This is a genomic window from Rossellomorea vietnamensis, assembly GCF_001305855.1.
In the GTDB taxonomy this organism is placed as follows: domain Bacteria; phylum Bacillota; class Bacilli; order Bacillales; family Bacillaceae_B; genus Rossellomorea; species Rossellomorea vietnamensis_A.
In genome coordinates this window covers 1-19,734 of sequence record NZ_LIXZ01000029.1, presented here as the reverse complement: position 1 = coordinate 19,734, position 19,734 = coordinate 1, and the positions used below count along the sequence as shown (strand labels likewise).

Sequence of the window (19,734 nt, the reverse complement as noted above, 5' to 3'; positions counted from 1 at the left end):
GCCTGTGAAGTACAGAGAAGCAATAATCTTACACTATTTTCATGATCTGAGAATTAATGAAATAGCCGAAGCATTAAATATTAACCCTAATACAGTCAAAACAAGATTAGTCCGGGGTAGGGAAGTATTGAGAAAAATCCTTCTTGAGAAAGGGGTGTCTCCTTCATGGATAAACAATTAAAAGATATAAAGGCTAGATATGAGAGTGTTTATGATAAGGAAACGTCTAATCGAATTAAAGAGGGAGTCTTTAACCAATTGGAGGAAAAAAGTACACACACTTTTTCTATTAATAAGAAAATTAGTTATCTTGCCAGTGCGGCCATTATTGTAATCGGACTGTTTCTAGGGTCAGGTTTAGTTTCTCCTACAATGGCCAAAGTATTGTCACAAATTCCCCCTACATTGATCAAATATACAAAAGTATGAACGATACTGAAGAAAGAAAGAAAGATGTACAAGGATTTTATCATGATTTGTATAATGAATTGGTCAAGGGAGATACAGGGATTATCGATGTGAGCATGAAGCAAAAGTTCCCAAGTGATCCACCTTTCATGTTAGTTTTGGTAGATGATAAACGAGTAAAGGATCAACGTGAAAAAGAAGTCCGGAATACTGTTGAAAAATATGCACAGAAACATGATATTATTAAGTACAACTTAGAAGTAAAAGTAGGAAAGTTAAATAAGGTGCCTATATCTAAAAAAGAGAAAGAAATAATGAGAATGGTAGAAGAATTCTCGAATATTGCTTTAGAGAAATTAAAACAGAACGGATATGAGTCAGAAGGAATCAGTATAAGTAGAGATAAAAAGATATTTACAATTACTATTGCTGAATCAAAAGATAAATTCGAGAAGATTAAACATGATCTTGAGGATAATATCCAGAGAGCTTTAGACGAAGAGAGCGATTGGTACCCAATATTCGATTCAATCATGAATGAAACCAACAAGAACTTTACCGAAGTAAGAGGATTTGCTTATTCTTTCCATCCCCAACCTTTGCAGATCATTATTAAAACATCATTAAAGAAAGGAAAGGAAGGTAAAGAAAAGGTAGCCGTTATTGAGGAATATGCACAAAGTGTGACAGAAATAAAAAGGATAGAAATGGGTCTGGAGAAGATACCGTATACCATTATTATCAGAGATAAGAAACACGATATATTATATAGTAAAACTTATAAATAGTGTACAAAAGGCCACAGCCATTTATATGGCATAATTCTTAACTGTTAATTTAAATTGGGGACGGGGTGGCGATGAAAGCTCAGAGAAACTTCTCTGAGCTTTTTAAGCTAAAGGGTGCGTTGATCTAAGAAGGATTAACGCTTTTAATCTGAAGCACCTTGTTGGGAAGCGATTTGCAATATACTATTCAGATAATTGGTTGCCAGTCCCTTTCTCCGCATATTATGGATGGACGATTTATTTTTAGATCTTGTTCTATTGCCATCTGGTGAGATAATTGAAAAGGATGCTGAGGAACTAGAAGATGCATTATCAAAAAGAATTATTGATAAAAATCTTTACGATTTAGCCTGGAATGAAGTAAAAACCATTAAAAGTTTAATAAGTACAGCTAACTTTGACTTGATTAAATTGTCAAACACTCACAAGGAAATGTTATCTAAGATTTTGAAGTAGCTATTATTCAAATAACGGGGCAATTGTTGAAGATAATGAAGTGATCTCTAACCATTCCCTTTATTCAATCATCGGGCAGGTTAGCGGAATAAATTCAGTAATATCTTTGGGAAGGCATGGGCATTTAAATAGAGGGTTATGTGTAGTTCAAAATTGTGATTACATAAATTTGGAGGTAGGATTAGATGAATATAAAATTTGATCAAAACAACGTCGTTATTAAACTCTGTATAAGTGGGATGATCATGGAAGATGGCGGAAATGTTGAAGGTGCAACCAAGATGTTTCATCAAGCATGGCACGAAGCAACAAAGGAGAAGGAAGAGAACGCGTTTATAAAATAGAACCAACAGGTGAATTTGAAAACGACCCCAATGTTACTGACAAAAAGTTCCCGGGTAACTTAACACGATCTTATCGTTCTCAAGAACCTTTAAAAATTATCGGTGAAGAAACTGAGTGGGTGAAACTGACAACTACGGAGCGAAGTGAATGGCGCAAAAAATTAGCCAAGAACAAGGGCGAAATTATTAACTGAACATATTTCAATTGGAGTAAAATTTTGTTTGCAAATTACCAATACTCCCCAATTGGGTGCGTTAGTTTAAGATCTACTTCAAAATATCTCAAAACCAATTCTTTATATATATACCTCTTCTATGTAATTAGAAGATAAAGTATGCAAGATAAGTTGAGGCAATTGAAAACCAGGGGGGGACAAAGCAATGAAAACGATTGGACTTATAGGTGGGATGAGTTGGGAATCCTCAGTAAAGTATTACAAAGTAATCAACGAAGAAGTAAAAGAAAGATTAGGAGGTTTGCATTCAGCAAAGTGTCTATTATACAGCGTTGACTTTGAAGAGTTTGAACGCTATCAAGCAGAAGGTGATTGGGAAAGTGCAGGTAGAGTATTAGGAGAAGTTGCATCCTCTTTAGAAAAAGCAGGTGCAGAATTCATCGTCATTTGTACAAATACGATGCATAAAGTCATCGATCATATGGAGGCACGGATCAACATTCCGGTATTACATATTGCGGATGCAACAGCAAAAGAAATTCAAAGGGCCGGTATGAAAACGGTTGGCTTACTTGGGACTACCTATACAATGGAGCAAGATTTTTATAAATCCCGGATTCAATCTAACGGGATTAACGTGTTGGTTCCGGATCAAGAAGAAAGAAACACCATCAATAAAGTTATCTTTGAAAAGTTGTGTTTAGGGAAGATAGAACAATCATCTAAGGAGTTTTATAAGAGTGTTATTCAAAAATTAGTGGATAGAGGTGCTGAAGGAATCATCTTGGGATGTACAGAAATCGGATTGTTAGTTAAACCTGAGGATTCTGAAGTTCCATTGTTTGATACTACGGTTATTCATGCGATTGAAGCAGTAAATACGGCCCTAAAAAAATAGGATTCTTAAAGTAGAGGGGCAAAGATGTGTTAATTGAGGCAACTTAGTAAAAAAGGATAGGTGGAGGGGATTATAATCGAAAACAATAATAGTAATCTCTCAAATGAAAGGTTATGGTTAAGGGAATTTACTACGAGTGATTGGATGGCTGTACATGCATACGCATCACAAGAGATCGTTTGTCAATATCAGCCTTGGGGACCAAATACAGAAATAGAGTCGCAGGATTTTGTAAATCAAACGATTAAAGACTCTGCACAAAACCCAAGAACAAGGTTTGTTTTTGCCATTATCTATGATGAAATGTTGATTGGAGCTGGCGAGTTAAATATAAGGAGTTTTACTAATAAAGTTGGAGAAATTGGCTATATTGTGAATCCAGATTATTGGGGCAAAGGGATAGCGACAGAAGTTGCCACTCTATTAATTGATTTTGGATATGGAGAACATCAACTTCATCGTATATATGCAACTTGTGACCCAAGGAACATAGGTTCATCAAAAGTGCTGGAGAAAGTTGGAATGACCAAAGAAGGTAGAATTCGAGAAGATTTGTTACTGAAAGATGGTTGGCGGGATTCATTACTATACAGTGTTTTGGAACACGAATGGAAATCGTAATAAGCTAACGGGGGCTACAGCTGAAGATTCATCGGACAGCTGATCTTTAGCGTTTTTCTCTGTTCACTCAAGGTTGGCATAAGATTAAAATTGTAAGATGATTACTCATTATATAGAGGTGGAATCACATGCCCAAAATTGACAATATGCTGGCCATTCTCTGGATGCTACGTTCAGGTGAAAAAGTGACAGCACAGCAAATCTCTGAAAAGTTAGAGATGAATATAAGGACGGTGTATCGTTATATTGATACCATTTCAACAAGTGGCGTACCGATCGTTTCAGAACCAGGTCATAACGGTGGCTACTCTTTATTGAATCATTTTATTGAGGCTCCTCTTTTCTTTGATGTTGAGGAACAAACGTCACTTTATCACGCGGCTGTTTTTGCAGAGGAAGCCGGATATTATGGAGGGGAAGCACTTGATAGGGCCATTTCAAAACTCAGTCACCACTCCAATCACGAGCAGGAAACAAAGATCAACCAACATGTAACCAGTCTTGAAGTCATAAGTCGATTACGTCCACCCTCAATGGAACCTTTACTGAAGGAGTTGGAGCAGGCCGTAGCTGACGGGTACTCAGTCAATATTCATTACCAAAAAAGTGGCGAGAAGCCATTAAGTGAAAGATTGGTGGATCCGTACAAAATGATCTATTGGAATAACAAGTGGTATGTGATTGGATATTGTCATCTTCGGAATGATATCCGCAGTTTTAGAGTCGATCGAATGGAACGTCTCATACTGACTGAAAATACGTTTAACCGGCCGGAGAATTTTTCAGCACGTGATTTTTTCGTGAACAACCTTCTTCCAACGATAGAAGATAAGGAAGGGATTATTCCTCTGGTTCTTCATGGGGAAAAAAGTGCATTGGATGATATTTGCCAGCATTGGTTTTTAGGACATTATCTACAAGAACGGACGTCAAACCAAGCCATTTTTCTACTTGAAAAAGATGTGATCCATACATATGTACCTCATATACTTTTACCGTACAATACATCGATTAAAGTGATTGAGCCCATAAGTCTTAAGAAAAGACTAATTGAGGTTCTGACCGAATTAATAGAATTTCATCAAGTATGAGAACTTCCCTGACGATAGCTGTCAGGGAAGTTTTATTATAATGGCTGTATCAATGGAGATTGGAGTGTGATTGAATGCAAATACAAAAAGCATTTCTATATGTATTTAATACAATGTCGGACTGGGAATATGGATATGTAATGGCTGAGCTAAACTCAGGAAGATATTTTAAAAAGGGTGCAGCACCTTTAAAAGTGATGACAGTAGGGGCTTCTAAAGAAATGATTACGACGATGGGAGGACTGAGTTTAAAACCGGATATGTCCCTTGATGAATGTACTCTTGAGAGGGAAGATCTTTTAATCTTACCGGGAGGGAGTACTTGGAGCGAAGACATTCATCAACCAATCTTGGAAAGGGTTGGCCAAGCTTTAGAGCATGGCACGATTGTGGCTGCCATTTGTGGGGCAGTTGAGGGTCTCGCGAATATGGGGTACTTAGATACCAGAAAGCATACAAGTAATAACTTGGAATATACTAAGATGGTATGCCCTCACTACGGAGAGGCACTCTATGAATCGGGACCTGCGGTAGCTGATGGGAATTTAATTACGGCATCAGGAATAGCTCCTCTGGAATTTGCGATGGAGGTACTGAAAAAAATAGATGTGTTTGCGCCGGATACATTGCATTCATGGTATCACCTGAATAAGACTCATGAGCCCCAATACTTCTTTCAGTTAATGAATTCAATAAGTAAATGAAGGTGCTGGAAAGCTCCATTTCTCTATTTTGATTTGTAGAGAAGTTGGGCTTTTTATTTTGGACTTTCCTGACGATAGTCCTATTGGGAAGTTTCATTTGCGTAAGATTGGGAATTTAATAATGAAGTAACCCAACCACCAATAATCGGAAGCAACGTCATATTCGTCACTGATCAATAGACGGAAATATTCCGCCTATTAACTCAAGAAATGCAATAAGGGGTGATTTTTCTGTGAGTAAGTGGAAAACCTCCGCTTATTTTCTTTATAACCTGTTAAGAATACGTATATTAATAACACAAGGCATTCTTTTAGAAACTGCTTCAAGGGATTTTTCTAGTCAAAGTTCGCGAAGAAAAGAGGAAACGAGAATGAAATTATTTGCTCATCGCGGAGTGAGTGGAGAAGCTCCGGAGAATACACTGGCTGGGTTTAAAGCAGCTGCTGAGTCAGGTGCCCACGGGATTGAACTGGACGTACAGCTGTCAAAAGACGGCCAGATGGTCGTCATCCATGATGAAACCATCGACCGCACTACAAATGGAACCGGCTATGTGAAGGATTTGACATGGGAACAGCTCAGAACCTATGACGCCGGAAATTGGTTTCACCCCTCTTTCAAAGGAGAGTCCATTCCTTCACTAGAGGAGGTCCTGGATGTGGTGACCACGCATCGTGACTCGATAATCATCAATATCGAGCTGAAGAACGATCAAATCGACTACCCACGGTTGGAAGAAAAGGTCTTGGAGTTGCTCAAAGAAAAAGGAATGAAAGAGCAGACGATTATTTCTTCCTTCAATCCTGAGAGTTTAAAAAAGGTCAGAGAGCTTGACCCAAATATTGAAACAGCTTTCCTTTTTGAAGGGATTCCAGCCAATATTCTGGATCGAATCAAGCCCTTACAGGTTAACGCCCTCCACTGTGATGCATCATTTGCCCAATCGCCAACGGGGCGAAACGTGATGGACATGGGGATGCCTCTGCGCGTATTTACCATTAATAGAATGGAAGAATTTCAGTTAGTGAAAAAAGCGAGTGTTGAGGTTGTGATGACTGATCTTCCAGGGTTGTTTTTGGATCATCTGTAGAGACCTAAAGGGGACCGAATTGAGGTGCAGTGTCACTCTTATTGACACTCAAACTGGCAGTAATAAAGAGATTCGTCGATTGACGAGTCTCTTTGTTTTGGAATATAAATTATTTACGACATATAAGCGAGTATGCACGAGAACAACTTATATTTCTGAAGGAGTTGTTCTGGAAGCAGCCATTGCAGTTAAAGCCTTCTCAATATAACGATATACTTCTTCTGCAATCCCCAGAAATTCTTCAACATCTACATTGCTATCCAAGTAACACGCATACAGATAGTCAACTAATGCTGAATCAATAGTGCAATAATCTAATATGCCATTCTTCATCTTAGAAATGTCATCTTGCCAAACCCCTGTATCTTCTAAAACCAAGGAGTATAATGCACGAATTAATTTCTTTGAGTAACCTTTGGTATATCTGGATTTCAGCGTGTCATCAGTGGCATTAGATAGAAAACCGCTTACGCGATCCACTGCCTCTTGAGTGTCTGAATTTAAGTCTAATATGAACTCAGGTGAAATAAGAATAGGCGGTACTTCTTTACCAATATCAGTACCATGTATACAAATACAGATGATCTTGATCCAAAATCCCCATTCATTGGGCTTACTTCTTACATCATCCAGTGAACAAATAACCGTATCAATCTTCGTTACGAATCGATATTTTTGTAAAATCTGGTCCTTCAGACATGATACTCTATCATAATCTATATCTTCTGGTCTTTCGCATACTATTGTAAAATCTGCATCAGACTTAAATGGCTTAGCAGTACCTTTAGGAATTGAGCCACACATATAAATACTGTGAATCTTTCCATTGAACTCTGAAAGCAAGCTAGCTGTATACTCCTCTACAAAAGGCATGTACTCACTCTGAATATTAATCTTCTTTATAACCTTCTCCAAAACCATATCTGGTCTCATTTTATCTCCACCTGGTTAAAAGTCATTTTATAAATTTTTCTCTTCTTGTTTTTTTCACTATCCTGCTCCGTTAACCGAAGATGCTCTGACCTATCCAAGGCGGGGCGGCTGCTTGTTCAGCAAACGCCCCGGTTTATGGAATAACCTCCTTATTAGTGTGATGGAGGATGTAGCAGTAAATAAAAAACCATATAGATACTAAAAAATCCTAGTAAAGCGATTATTATAAAAAATACCTTCCTCCATTTTTCGCCTAAAAAATAAATATTCACCAGGAAGTAATATAAAATTCCGCATCCTAAAGTGAAAAGAGCATATTCTAAAAAATCACTTGCACTCATTTTGATTTCTTCGATGTGCGATAACTCTCCACTACTATTTAAAGATATGGGAAGTGTTACACTCTGTAACAATAATCCTCCAAAAAATACAATTCCCATAATGTTTAATACTACCGTTCTTACAGTATATTGTTTTCTTGGAACTGCCTGATAATTAGGGGATGTCTTATAATTCAACTCCAAATTCCCACCTCCCAGAAATTTCATTAAATATAAGTACTGAACATAGCTAGGAAAAGTTTCGAAAAATGCGTTATTCAACTAACCTGCCCTTTACTGGAACAAAGGGAGGCTGGTGGTTTAACAAAGTCCCTTAAAGAAAGGAGCTTTACTTCCGAGCAATATCATATAGGTAGTTCACTACATCTCCCATTCGCCAAGCGATAACAGCCATACTAATGGCAATAACTACTAAACTTCCAACCTTAATCAGTTCTACTGTACCCTTCGCCAATATTTCTCTCCCCTTACATTTAGTTTCTTACACCGTTAACCTGCATGATCATTGAAGAGGGTATTGCCGCATTTAGCTGGTTTTCACTTATTAGCTACTTTCCTTTTTCACCAAATGTTCCGTATCAAGCGAAACATCATTTTTGGTATAAACAATAAGATGTTGAAAACCACTTCAGATATAAACTCTATTAGGGTATCTTTAAAAAATCCTTTTCTGTTTTGTTTTTTATTTTTTTATGTTCTAGCTCCCAAGTAATGAATTAAATGATCATCTCAAATATTTTTTGATAACCAAATGGCAAAATAGCAACGATGAACATACCTACCCCAATACATGAAACAGATAAAATGGAAAACTTCAAAGCCGAAATTTCCTTTCGTTTATAAGCAATACTTAATACTTTAACCATAGAAAAAACAGTAATGAAAATTAGTACCGCCGAATAAATACTTGTCAGTATGACTGGCATTTTAAAAAATCCCCTTTATCACGATGTAAAATCTTCCGAACAATCACTTCATTTACGAATTTAATGGTGAAGAGTTCCTCTAAGGTGCTAACCCATAAATTAAAGAATTGAATTTTCAAAATCAATAAGTGTATTTTACCACATAATGTAATAATCCTTGGTTTTCTTTGGCCATATTAGAGTTGAATCTAAAACTACCATTCTCCAATAGAGGTTTAGATGGTACTTGAACAATCGTGATAGCGGAACATGGAGGGATTTGTTTATCAAATATCGTATTGGCATTTACTCTTATGATAAGTGGATATAACAACGACACCATTTCTCCTGATACTTCAAAGATTGGATTATTATGGTAAAATTATTCAAAGGAGGTTAATGATATGGAACTACATTTACCTAAAAGTATTAATAAGGTCTATTGGGCTTTGTTTCCTGTAATACTTGTTTTTATTGGCTATCATAATATCTTTAACAATTGGGAACTTCCACTTTATGGTTTAAATGAACTTGAAGATTTCGGTAGACTTTTGTTTGTACTTGGCATAAGTGCTTGTGAAAGTGCCTTAGTGACAATATTTTTATGGTGGGTCATAAAATCTGTGAAAAACATCTCAAGGAAACCTAATAGATGATTTATTTTAAGGACCTTACAAAAGGGTCTTTTATTTTTTAGCGAAACTATTGCAAACGATTACAAACCTATGTTACTTTATGTGTAACCGGTTACACACTAACCAATCAAACGAACAGGAAGTGACGTACGTGGCAACAATCAAGGATGTGGCGAGTGAAGCGGGGGTGTCGGTGGCGACGGTCTCCCGGGTGCTGAATGATAACGGCTATGTAGGAGCCGAGACGAGGAAGAAAGTGATGGGGGCGATCGAGAAGCTGAATTACAGCCCGAATGAGGTGGCACGTTCCCTCTATAAGCGGGAGTCGAGGCTGATCGGACTGCTGCTTCCGGATATTACGAACCCGTACTTCCCGCAGCTGGCGAGAGGGGTCGAGGATGAAGTGAGTGAGGCAGGGTTCAGGCTCCTCCTTGGAAACAGCGACGAGAACATCCAGAAGGAACTGGATTATATCCAGACCTTCGTTCAGAACAATGTCGTCGGCATGATTTCAGCGACCAATCATGTGGAGCATAATCAGCTGTATAGTGAATTGAATCTCCCACTCGTCCTCCTTGACCGGACCACGGAGAACTATCCGGCAGTGTATGCGGACGGACGCAAAGGGGGGCGCCTGGCGGCAAAGACCTTAGTGGATAAAGGGGCGAAGCGGATCACCGTCATGAAGGGACCGGCACACGTCAAGCCGGCACAGGACCGATTCCGTGGAGCCGTCGAGTACTTAAGCGGGACAGACGTCGATTTCACGGTGATGAGTACGACCTCGTTCTCCTTTGAAGACGCAAAAGGCTGGGCAGAGGAACTGTTCGCCAACTATCCTGATACGGACGGGGTCATCGCGAGCAATGATATCGTCGGGATTGCCATTCTCCATGAGGCCTTGAGGCTCGGGAAGAAGATCCCGGAAGACTTGCAGATCATCGGCTACGATGACATCCCCCAGAGCAGCCTTTCCTATCCGGCGCTCTCCACGATCAGGCAGCCGGCATACGAAATGGGCAGGCAGGCCGCGGCACTTTTGATTAAACTGATAAAAAAAGAAAAAGACATCGATACAACGGTTCAGCTTCCGGTTGAACTCATACAGAGAAACACAACACGAAAGGGATGAAGGAAGATGAAAAAAGCGAAGATTGCCGTAATCGGCAGTTCATCCATGGATCTGGTGGTCACATCAGCGAAACGCCCCGGTGCAGGGGAAACGGTACTGGGGGACAGTTTTGACACGGTTCCCGGCGGAAAAGGAGCCAACCAGGCCGTCGCAGCAGCAAGGCTTGGGGCAGACGTCTACTTGATCGGATGCGTAGGGGATGATCCGTATGGCAAAGAAATCTTGGAAAACTTTAAGAGCAACGGTGTTCATACGGACTATGTGGAACCGGTTACAGGTCAGAAATCCGGAACCGCTCATATCATCCTCGCTGAAGGCGATAACAGTATCGTCGTCGTAAAAGGAGCCAATGATCTTGTGACACCAGCGTACGTCGAGAAAACAGCTGATTTCCTCAAAACATGCGATCTCATCATGATCCAGCAGGAAATCCCGGAAGAAACGGTCGAGTACGTGGCAGACCTTTGCAACAAGATTGAAGTCCCACTGCTACTGAACCCGGCTCCGGCACGTAAGATTTCACAAGTAGTCATTGATGGTGCCAGCTACCTGACACCGAATGAACATGAAGCAGATGTCCTTTTTAACGGAATGAAACCGTCAGAAGCTCTGGAACAATATCCTGATAAGGTTATCATCACCGAAGGGGCAGCAGGAGTTCGCTACCATAACGGCACCAATGAAATCCTCGTCCCTTCCTTCAAAGTCGAAGTCGTCGATACGACAGGGGCCGGCGATACTTTCAACGCTGCCTTCGGAACAGCCGTAGCTGAAGGACAATCAATCGAAGAAAGCCTCCGATTCGCAAACCGCGCCGCATCGCTTTCCGTGACCGGATTCGGGGCACAGGGCGGAATGCCGACAAGAGACGAAGTGGAAAGGAAGCTGGCAGAATGAAGCGACATGGCATCTTGAATAGTCACATTGCAAAAATACTAGCCGATCTCGGCCACACGGATACAATCGTCGTGGCCGATGCCGGTCTCCCGATTCCGTCAGACGTCGTCAAAATCGACCTGGCATTGAAACTGGGAGAGCCATCCTTCCTTGACGTGGTCGAACTGTTAAAGGAAGAAATGGTCGTCCAATCTGTCACACTTGCAGAGGAAGTAGAAACGAATACAGGGGTACACGAACAGATGACCTCATGGTTCGACGGGATCCAGTATGTATCCCATGAAGACTTCAAAAAAGAAACCCATAAGGCGAAGGCCGTCATCCGCACGGGGGAGGTCACACCGTACGCGAATTGCATTCTTCACGCGGGAGTCATTTTTTAAAACAAAGGGGGTAGTAGCATGCAGATCAGCATGAAGAATATCCATAAAGCATTTGGAACGAACAAGGTCCTTGAAGGCGTCGACATCGAAATCGGGGACGGTGAGGTCCATGCCCTGATGGGGGAAAACGGGGCCGGCAAGTCGACCCTGATGAATATCCTGACCGGTCTTCACAAGAAGGATCAGGGAACGATCACCATCGACGGGAAGGATAGGACGTTCGATAACCCGAAGTAGGCCGAGGAATTCGGGGTTGCCTTCATCCATCAGGAGCTGAACGTCTGGCCGGAGATGACCGTCCTTGAGAATCTTTTCATCAATAAGGAACCGGTTACACAATTCGGTCTCATCAATACGAGAAAAATGAAAGCGGTTGCGAATGAGCAGTTTGAAAAGTTGAACATTTCCATCCCCCTCACAAAAGAAGCAGGACAGTGCTCCGTCGGGCAGCAGCAGATGATCGAAATCGCCAAAGCCCTCATGACAGATGCAAAAGTGATCATCATGGACGAGCCGACGGCGGCATTGACGGACCGGGAAATTGAAACGCTCTTCACCGTCATCCGTTCACTAAAGAAAGCCGGCGTGTCGATCGTGTACATCTCCCACCGGATGGAAGAGATCTTCACGATTTGTGACACGATCACGGTCATGCGGGATGGACGCACGGTGGATACGACGCCGATCCCCGAGACGGACTTCGATGAGGTCGTGAAGAAAATGGTCGGACGGGAATTGACGGACCGCTTTCCAAAACGCCAACCAAAGCCAGGTGAAACGATGCTTGAAGTACGGAACCTGACGAAAAAGGGACTGTTTGAGAAGGTGAGCTTTGAAGTCCGCTCAGGAGAAATCGTCGGCGTATCAGGATTGATGGGGGCAGGCCGAACGGAAATCATGCGCACCATCTTCGGACTCGACGGACGATATGATGGCGAGATAATCGTGAACGGGAAACCTGTCACCATTAAAACACCTGATCAGGCGGTGAAACTCGGTCTAGGATTCATCACCGAGGATCGGAAGGACGAAGGACTCGTCCTCGACTTTTCCCTGCAGGATAATATCGCCCTACCAAGCCTCTACAGCTTCACGAAGAAAGGCTTGATCAATGATAAAAGCGAACAGGACTTTGTGGAAATGCTCATCAAACGGCTGACGATCAAAACCGAATCAGCCCGGACCCACGCAAAGAACCTGTCGGGCGGGAACCAGCAGAAGGTGGTCATCGCCAAATGGATCGGGATCGGACCGAAAGTGCTCATCCTCGACGAACCAACACGGGGAGTCGATGTCGGAGCAAAACGTGAAATCTATCAACTGATGAACGAGCTCACCGACCGCGGCGTCGCGATCATGATGGTATCATCCGAGTTGCCGGAAGTACTCGGGATGAGCGACCGCATCCTCGTCGTCCATGAAGGGACCATCGCAGGAGAGCTATCTAAGGAAGACGCAACACAGGAAAAAATCATGACATTGGCGACAGGAGGTCTCGCACATGAATAACGCACTCAAAACGAATCACGTCGGCAATCTGATGCAAAAGCTTGGTCCACTCCTCGGACTGTTTGTGCTGATTGCGACCGTATCCATCATCAACCCTAGTTTTCTAGAACCCTTGAACTTATTGAATCTATTACGACAGGTCGCGATCAATGCCCTGATTGCCTACGGGATGACCTTTGTCATTTTGACCGGGGGAATTGATTTATCCGTCGGTTCGATCCTCGCCTTATCCAGTGCCCTCATGGCAGGGATGATGGTATCGGGAATCGACCCGATCCTTGCGATCCTGATCGGGTGTATCCTTGGAGCCGTAATGGGAATGGTCAACGGACTATTGATCACAAAAGGAAAAATGGCACCATTCATCGCGACTCTTGCGACGATGACCATGTTCCGCGGTTTGACGCTTGTGTACACCGACGGAAACCCAATCACAGGACTTGGCGACAGCTATGCCTTCCAACTGTTCGGAAGAGGATACTTCCTTGGAATCCCGGTACCTGCCGTCACGATGATCCTGACGTTCGCCATCCTATGGGTGATCCTGCACAAAACACCGTTCGGCCGAAAAACATATGCCATCGGTGGGAATGAAAAAGCAGCCCTCATCTCAGGTATCAAAGTACCACGCATCAAAGTGATGATTTACTCCCTTGCCGGCTTACTGGCAGCACTCGCAGGAGCGATCCTGACGTCACGCCTGAATTCAGCCCAGCCGACAGCGGGTACATCCTATGAACTCGATGCCATCGCCGCCGTCGTACTAGGCGGGACAAGCCTGTCAGGCGGACGCGGACTGATCGTCGGCACACTGATCGGTGCACTTATTATCGGAACGTTAAACAATGGTCTGAACCTGCTCGGCGTCTCATCCTTCTTCCAAATGGTCGTAAAGGGTGTCGTCATCATCATCGCGGTTCTCATCGACCGAAAGAAAGCAGCGTAGGAGGGATACTATGAAAAAAGCATGGTTACTACTAATCAGTTTGTCACTCCTATTCCTGGGCGCCTGCTCCCTGCAGCCACCGGAATGGGCAAAGCCAAATAAAAGTTCGAACCCTGAAGACATCAAAATCGGACTATCCGTTTCAACACTGAATAACCCATTCTTCGTCTCCATGAAAAACGGAGTAGAAGACGAAGCGAAGAAACAAGGCATGGAAGTCGTCGTCGTCGATGCCCAAAACGATGCCGCCAAGCAAATCAATGACGTAGAAGATCTCATCCAGCAGGGCGTCAACGTCTTACTCATCAACCCGACGGATTCAGCGGCCATCTCCACTGCCGTTCAATCCGCCAACAGCCTAGGCATTCCCGTCGTCACCCTTGACCGCTCAGCGGAAAAAGGAGACGTCGCCACACTCGTCAGCTCGGATAACGAAAAGGGTGGCGAGATGGCAGGAGAATACCTCGTCGAACAGCTCGGTGAAGGAGCAAAGGTTGCAGAACTCGAAGGTGTCCCTGGAGCATCCGCCACTCGTGAACGTGGAGCCGGGTTCCACCACATCGCTGATGAAAAGCTTGATGTCGTGGCCAAACAGACTGCGAACTTTGATCGTACCGAAGGATTGAATACCATGGAAAACCTGATCCAGGGGAACCCAGATATCAAAGCCGTGTTCGCCCATAACGATGAAATGGCATTGGGGGCACTGCAGGCGATCAAGAGCTCGGGTCGTGATGTGTTAGTCGTTGGATTTGATGGAAATGAAGATGCGATGACTAGCATTCGGAATGGTAATCTGTCTGCGACTGTTGCTCAGCAGCCTGAGAAGATCGGTCAGCTGGCCGTTCAGGCTGGGGCAGATGTCTTGCAGGGTAAGAAAGTGAAGAAGAAGATTCCGGTGCCGTTGAAGTTGGTAACGGAGGAGAATATAGAAGACTCTTCAGAATAAATAGTGATGGTAAACCTCATTCGTGTATTTGGACGAATGAGGTTTTTTCCTTTGTTGATCAAAGTAGTGGAGGAAAGAATTCAGCTTTTCTTGTTTGCGTTTGCTCCAATTGAGTTGGGGGTCGCCTTGTTTTTCAGATAACTATTGGATGGAGATGTCTGTAAAAAGGAGGTGTGATGATTCTGGGATTGACCGGCTTAATGATAAAAAATCAGGGTTGTACCAATCATTAAGATTTGAACAAAACTACATTTTACCTTGCAATAAAATAGGTTGTCAACAATGAATTTGTATTTTTACCAAAAAAATGCTATAATTACTACCTAGTAATTTTTTGAATTGAACGTTTAGTTAAATACCTTATTTATTCCCAAGGGAAATTCGAACAGTTTTTGTGAGCTTTTTAGGCAATAGTACCCAAGTTATTATACAAGGAGGACTAATATATTGAATTTAATCAATAAGAAAGTTACACATGAGCGGTTTGGTATGGGAAGTATCGTTAATCATAATGATACGGTAGTTGAAATACATTTCGCCTCGGAAAATAAAAAATTTGTTTACCCGGATGTATTTGGACAGCACTTGAAACTACATGATAAAAATGCTGCCAATTCACTTGAAAAAATTTTACACGAGCAGGAAATGGAACTCAAAGAGGAAGAAATGCAGAAGGAAGAGGAAAAGGCAAGGCAAAGAAAATACCAGGAGCTTCGGGTGGGTCATGAAAAACTTATGAAAAATCATAAACTTCATCCCGAATCGCAGATGGTTTACAGGTGCGATACAGAAGAAGAACAGAGTAGCGCCTTTTCAGATTGGACGGTTTCCTCTGGTGAAATAAAAAGTGGTAATAATAAGGGTAAGCCAAACAAGCCCAGTCGCTTACACCAAAACAGTGCGGTCCTGCTGACAGCGGTCGATCCCGGCATGCCTGAAAAAGACAGACGGATATTAGGTGTCTATATGGTGAAGGATAATTTCATCGGTAAACTTTGTGAAGATGGGAATATACCTGCCCATTCCCATTACAGACTCAAACTTACAGACGACGAATCGAAGCAGATGCCTTTTTGGAAGTACTATGTCAATGAAAAATCCCCTCAAAAAACGACATGGAATACAGGTAAGTACCGTTATTTCGATAATTCGTGGATGGCTCAGATTTTGCGCGACATCGTCTCATTGAAAAGTGACACGGAGGAACAAGAGCTGGCACAACAATTTCTGGACCACTTCTCTAAGTTGAATCAAATAGTAGAGCAGGATTTAAAAGAACCAAATGGAGCATTATTGCGTGCTTAGATAAGAACAGCGGGGGAACTGGCACATATAAGGTGAGAGAGTGTGTTAGGTTCACTGCGAATAGTGTTAAAAAGGGACAAGGCGGCCGCCTTGTCCCTTTTAGTGGTTTCTTGGACACCTTACTTGGATATTGGGGTCAGACCCTCGGTACGGTGAAGCGTTAATGAGCTGGGGGTCTGACCCTGTATTTCGTCGAACAGCTAGGTGAAGCAGCAAAGGTCGCAGAACTTGAAGGTATCCCTGGAGCATCCGCTACATGTGAGCGAGGAGGTGGGTTCCATAACATCGCTGATGAAAACTAGATGTCGTGACCAAGTAGACTGCAAACTTTGATCATACCGAAGGATTGAATACGATGGAGAACCTAATTCAGGGGAATCCAGATATCAAAGCTGTTTTCGCTCATAACGATGAAATGGCATTGGGAGCGCTGCAGGCGATTCAGAGCTCAGGTCGTGACGTATTAGTCGTTGGATTTGATGGAAATGAGGATGCGATGACTAGTATTCGTAATGGTAATCTGTCTGCGACTGTTGCTCAGCAGCCTGAGAAGATTGGTCAGTTGGCCGTTCAGGCTGGGGCAGATGTGTTGCAGGGTAAGAAGGTTGATAAGAAGATTCCGGTGCCGTTGAAGTTGGTGACGGAGGAGAAAGTGGAGGAATCGGGAGAATAAAATTGATAGGAAGCCCCTTTCGTGTGTTTGTGCGGTAGGGGTTTTTTGGCAGGAAAAGGAAGGAAGAGGATTGGAAAACCGGTGCCTAATACATTTTTTTATGTGAGCAAAGGAAAGCTTGATGGGGGTTAACCAACCAGAAATTTATTAATTGAGATATTATTAAAATGGAGGATTTTTACAAAAAAGTGTCGAAGTTTGTTATAGATTAAAATTAATTAATGTTTTGTTCTAATAACATCGATTATATGAAGTGGAAATTTATTCAAATCTAAAGGTGGAGTAATTAATGACTCAGCTAATACCAGAGAATATAATCGGGCAATCTTTTACGACTTATGCTGCATTTTATGATGTAAGAATAAATCATCAAATTACTTGGCGTTTTCGTAGACTCCTACAGATTGTACACACTGATACTGATACATTTAATGGTGAAAGTCACTTGCCTGAAAAAGTGGAGGCTACATTTATATTGATGAACCCAGGTAGTGCCGATCCAATTTCTAAAGACGCTCAAGTGGTAAATGCAACCTCATTACATACAGAAGTACCTTATTTAGAATTATCACACCCGGATAAAGCACAATTTCAGATTATGAGATTAATGCAGTTAAAAGGTTGGAAGAAGATCCAGGTAATTAACTTATCTGATATTAAAACTGCCAATAGTGTAGAATTTTATTCTAAATTTAAGGAATTTGAAAAAAAATACAGTGATGTACATAGTATATTTTCCGAACAAAGAACTAATGAATTAATAAGTATTTTAGATTTAAGTAGTAGTGGACCAATTATAGTTGCTTGGGGAACTAACAGTAATTTAATTTCCTTAGCAAGCAAGGCAATTTGTCAATTACCTAATGATAAAGTCATTGGCATCTCAAATAACTTGTACTATCACGCTAGTCCTCAAAAACATGAAGACAAGATTAAATGGCTAGCAATTATCCAGGAAGAATTGTAAAAACTAAATTATTTTAGTCAAATTTGCGGTATTTTTACTTCTGCTCTTCTATTTTTCATGGTTAAATTCCTAATACTGTTCTTTATAAATAAACTTAATTTTTTATTCAACTGGTATAAGGGATTGTGAGAATTTTGCCAATTCTTGTAGTATTATCTTTATAAAGGGATAAAAAGGGAGTAATTACTATGAGAAAAGAATTGAATTCAAAAAAATGGATTGACAAGAACAATATTCAGAAGATACTTTATGATTTTCAAATTGATGCATTAAATTTAGTAACAAGATATTTAAATAGTCACACAACTGATCATGCATTAATTAAAATGCCTACTGGTACTGGCAAAACTGTATTAATTGGACTTCTAAGTCATTTTTATAGTGGTGTGAAAAATATACTAATTGTAACTCCATCTCTAGCCGTTAAGAAACATCTTTTGTTTGAAATTGAAAAAAATATTATTGAAAAATTTAATCTAACTAATTCAAATATTAAAGTTGTGAAAGAATTATTACCAAGCAAACTTGAAAGCTCCTTACAAAATAAACCGTGTGTGTATATATCTACAGTAAAGGGTTTATCGGATATAAAATCTAAAACTAACGATTATCAAAAACTCAAGGAAAAGATTGACTTGGTTATATTTGACGAAGGGCATAGAGARCCAGCAGAAGAGTGGCAATTGGCAATAAGAAATTTAGAAAAAAAAGTTATACTCTTTACTGCAACACCAATTAGGAATGATAATAATAAATTTAAATTCAATAAAGACTTTGTATTCAACTTCCCCTTTGAGGCAGCGGTTGAAAATAATTACGTTAGAAATGTACGGTTTAACTTACTTGAAAATAAGGATGTTAGATCGTTTACTGAAGACATTATCAAGAAATTTGAAAAATTTGAAAATGAATATAAAATAATTTTAAGGTTCAAAAATCCGGAAGAAATTGGCCAGGCTCTTCAAGTTTTAAGAGAGAGGGATAAAAGAGCTATTGCTATACATGACACTTTCAGTAGTGAAGATGCCCATAGTGATATGGTTAAAAATGTACCTGGTGATATTAAATCACGAGCTGAAAGTTATTGGTTGCATCAAAATAAAATGTTAGAAGGTTTAGATGATTACAAAATTGTAGCAGTAGCTATTTATGGAACTTTTAAAGACGTAAGATCATTAGTACAACAAGTTGGTAGAATTATTAGGCATAGCAACTTTGGCAAGGACTCTATATATCAAGAATTTGGTGAAGTTTACTACCAAAGTTCAGATCAGGATCAGGAAAAATTGTGGGAGGAATATATATTTTACGAAAAAAAACTATCTTTAAACAAAGACTTAATCTTCTTTAATTTTGAGGATTATATGCAAAAAATTATTAATGGACATCCTGATATTTTACATAATGAGAAGCGATTTCTAAAAAAAATTGAACACCGAAGCAAGAAAGAGGATATTCTTTATAAATATAAGCTTCCCTTAAGAACAAACATTTATATTTATAACCAAAACTACATTGATTTCCATGTATTGATTAAGAATGTAAAAGAATTTTTTGCTTTGGAGGATTATTATGTAATTAG

The 19,734-nt window shown here is 40.8% G+C and carries 21 protein-coding genes and 3 pseudogenes; 22 read left to right on the top strand and 2 right to left on the bottom strand.

Translation table 11 applies throughout. The features are described from left to right. Window positions 1-4 precede the first annotated feature (4 nt). From AM506_RS23450 to AM506_RS20715, 11 genes and pseudogenes are all read left to right on the top strand, one after another. Window positions 5-181 (top strand): RNA polymerase sigma factor, encoded by a 177-nt coding sequence (locus AM506_RS23450; protein ID WP_369117593.1) that lies wholly within the window; start codon window positions 5-7, stop codon window positions 179-181. Next, window positions 166-429: a DUF4179 domain-containing protein gene (locus AM506_RS20750; RefSeq protein ID WP_060674902.1), complete on the top strand. Its 264-nt coding sequence runs from the start codon at window positions 166-168 to the stop codon at window positions 427-429. Before AM506_RS23450 ends, AM506_RS20750 begins: the two co-directional genes overlap by 16 nt. Next, window positions 426-1,196, top strand: coding sequence for a hypothetical protein (locus tag AM506_RS20745; RefSeq protein ID WP_060674901.1), 771 nt, complete (start codon window positions 426-428; stop codon window positions 1,194-1,196). The genes AM506_RS20750 and AM506_RS20745 overlap by 4 nt, the downstream gene beginning before the upstream one ends. A 228-nt stretch (window positions 1,197-1,424) precedes the next feature. After that, window positions 1,425-1,652 (top strand): hypothetical protein, encoded by a 228-nt coding sequence (locus tag AM506_RS20740; protein ID WP_152968645.1) that lies wholly within the window; start codon window positions 1,425-1,427, stop codon window positions 1,650-1,652. A 185-nt stretch (window positions 1,653-1,837) separates the two neighbouring features. Next, entirely contained in the window at window positions 1,838-1,996 is a 159-nt protein-coding gene (locus AM506_RS23030) for a hypothetical protein (RefSeq protein ID WP_200908474.1), read from the top strand. Next, window positions 1,966-2,190, top strand: a pseudogene (locus tag AM506_RS23675) (NAD(+)--rifampin ADP-ribosyltransferase); the annotation flags it as partial. The gene AM506_RS23030 and the pseudogene AM506_RS23675, both read left to right, overlap by 31 nt. A gap of 187 nt (window positions 2,191-2,377) precedes the next feature. After that, window positions 2,378-3,070 (top strand): aspartate/glutamate racemase family protein, encoded by a 693-nt coding sequence (locus AM506_RS20735; RefSeq protein WP_060674897.1) that lies wholly within the window; start codon window positions 2,378-2,380, stop codon window positions 3,068-3,070. 72 nt (window positions 3,071-3,142) lie between these two features. Then, the gene (locus AM506_RS20730) at window positions 3,143-3,691 is read left to right on the top strand and encodes a GNAT family N-acetyltransferase (protein WP_082386461.1); all 549 of its coding nucleotides are present in this window, start codon (window positions 3,143-3,145) and stop codon (window positions 3,689-3,691) included. Between the two features lie 128 nt (window positions 3,692-3,819). Then, a complete protein-coding gene (locus AM506_RS20725; RefSeq protein ID WP_060674895.1) occupies window positions 3,820-4,782 on the top strand; it encodes a helix-turn-helix transcriptional regulator in 963 nt (320 codons plus the stop codon). Between the two features lie 74 nt (window positions 4,783-4,856). Next, complete coding sequence (locus AM506_RS20720) at window positions 4,857-5,486, top strand: type 1 glutamine amidotransferase family protein (RefSeq protein ID WP_060674893.1); 630 nt, start codon at window positions 4,857-4,859, stop codon at window positions 5,484-5,486. Window positions 5,487-5,857: 371 nt separating this feature from the next. Continuing rightward, window positions 5,858-6,577 (top strand): glycerophosphodiester phosphodiesterase, encoded by a 720-nt coding sequence (locus AM506_RS20715; RefSeq protein ID WP_060674891.1) that lies wholly within the window; start codon window positions 5,858-5,860, stop codon window positions 6,575-6,577. A gap of 147 nt (window positions 6,578-6,724) precedes the next feature. On the opposite strand, the gene AM506_RS20710 is transcribed toward AM506_RS20715, so the two are convergent. Then, the gene (locus tag AM506_RS20710) at window positions 6,725-7,498 is read right to left on the bottom strand and encodes a nucleotidyltransferase domain-containing protein (RefSeq protein ID WP_060674927.1); all 774 of its coding nucleotides are present in this window, start codon (window positions 7,496-7,498) and stop codon (window positions 6,725-6,727) included. Window positions 7,499-7,662: 164 nt separating this feature from the next. Continuing rightward, window positions 7,663-8,034, bottom strand: coding sequence for a hypothetical protein (locus AM506_RS20705; protein ID WP_060674889.1), 372 nt, complete (start codon window positions 8,032-8,034; stop codon window positions 7,663-7,665). 1,126 nt (window positions 8,035-9,160) lie between these two features. Here AM506_RS20705 and AM506_RS20690 point away from each other — a divergent pair. The 11 genes and pseudogenes from AM506_RS20690 to AM506_RS20640 form a co-directional block, all read left to right on the top strand. After that, window positions 9,161-9,412: a hypothetical protein gene (locus tag AM506_RS20690; protein WP_060674883.1), complete on the top strand. Its 252-nt coding sequence runs from the start codon at window positions 9,161-9,163 to the stop codon at window positions 9,410-9,412. A gap of 130 nt (window positions 9,413-9,542) precedes the next feature. After that, entirely contained in the window at window positions 9,543-10,523 is a 981-nt protein-coding gene (locus AM506_RS20685) for a LacI family DNA-binding transcriptional regulator (protein ID WP_060674881.1), read from the top strand. Between the two features lie 6 nt (window positions 10,524-10,529). After that, window positions 10,530-11,420, top strand: coding sequence for a ribokinase (rbsK, locus tag AM506_RS20680; protein ID WP_060674879.1), 891 nt, complete (start codon window positions 10,530-10,532; stop codon window positions 11,418-11,420). Further along, a complete protein-coding gene (rbsD, locus tag AM506_RS20675) occupies window positions 11,417-11,803 on the top strand; it encodes a D-ribose pyranase (RefSeq protein WP_060674877.1) in 387 nt (128 codons plus the stop codon). Before rbsK ends, rbsD begins: the two co-directional genes overlap by 4 nt. Before the next feature lie 18 nt (window positions 11,804-11,821). Further along, window positions 11,822-13,312: pseudogene (locus AM506_RS20670) on the top strand (sugar ABC transporter ATP-binding protein). Beyond that, entirely contained in the window at window positions 13,305-14,258 is a 954-nt protein-coding gene (gene rbsC / locus AM506_RS20665) for a ribose ABC transporter permease RbsC (protein WP_034756545.1), read from the top strand. Before AM506_RS20670 ends, rbsC begins: the two are co-directional and overlap by 8 nt. A 10-nt stretch (window positions 14,259-14,268) precedes the next feature. Continuing rightward, entirely contained in the window at window positions 14,269-15,207 is a 939-nt protein-coding gene (rbsB, locus tag AM506_RS20660; RefSeq protein WP_060674875.1) for a ribose ABC transporter substrate-binding protein RbsB, read from the top strand. Between the two features lie 447 nt (window positions 15,208-15,654). Continuing rightward, window positions 15,655-16,512: a hypothetical protein gene (locus AM506_RS20655; RefSeq protein ID WP_060674873.1), complete on the top strand. Its 858-nt coding sequence runs from the start codon at window positions 15,655-15,657 to the stop codon at window positions 16,510-16,512. Window positions 16,513-16,712: 200 nt separating this feature from the next. Beyond that, window positions 16,713-17,185 (top strand): annotated as a pseudogene (locus AM506_RS20650) (substrate-binding domain-containing protein); the annotation flags it as partial. A gap of 289 nt (window positions 17,186-17,474) precedes the next feature. After that, the gene (locus tag AM506_RS20645) at window positions 17,475-18,152 is read left to right on the top strand and encodes a hypothetical protein (protein WP_060674871.1); all 678 of its coding nucleotides are present in this window, start codon (window positions 17,475-17,477) and stop codon (window positions 18,150-18,152) included. Between the two features lie 188 nt (window positions 18,153-18,340). Further along, a partial coding sequence (locus tag AM506_RS20640; RefSeq protein ID WP_152968644.1) for a DEAD/DEAH box helicase occupies window positions 18,341-19,734 on the top strand: 1,394 nt, incomplete at its 3' end.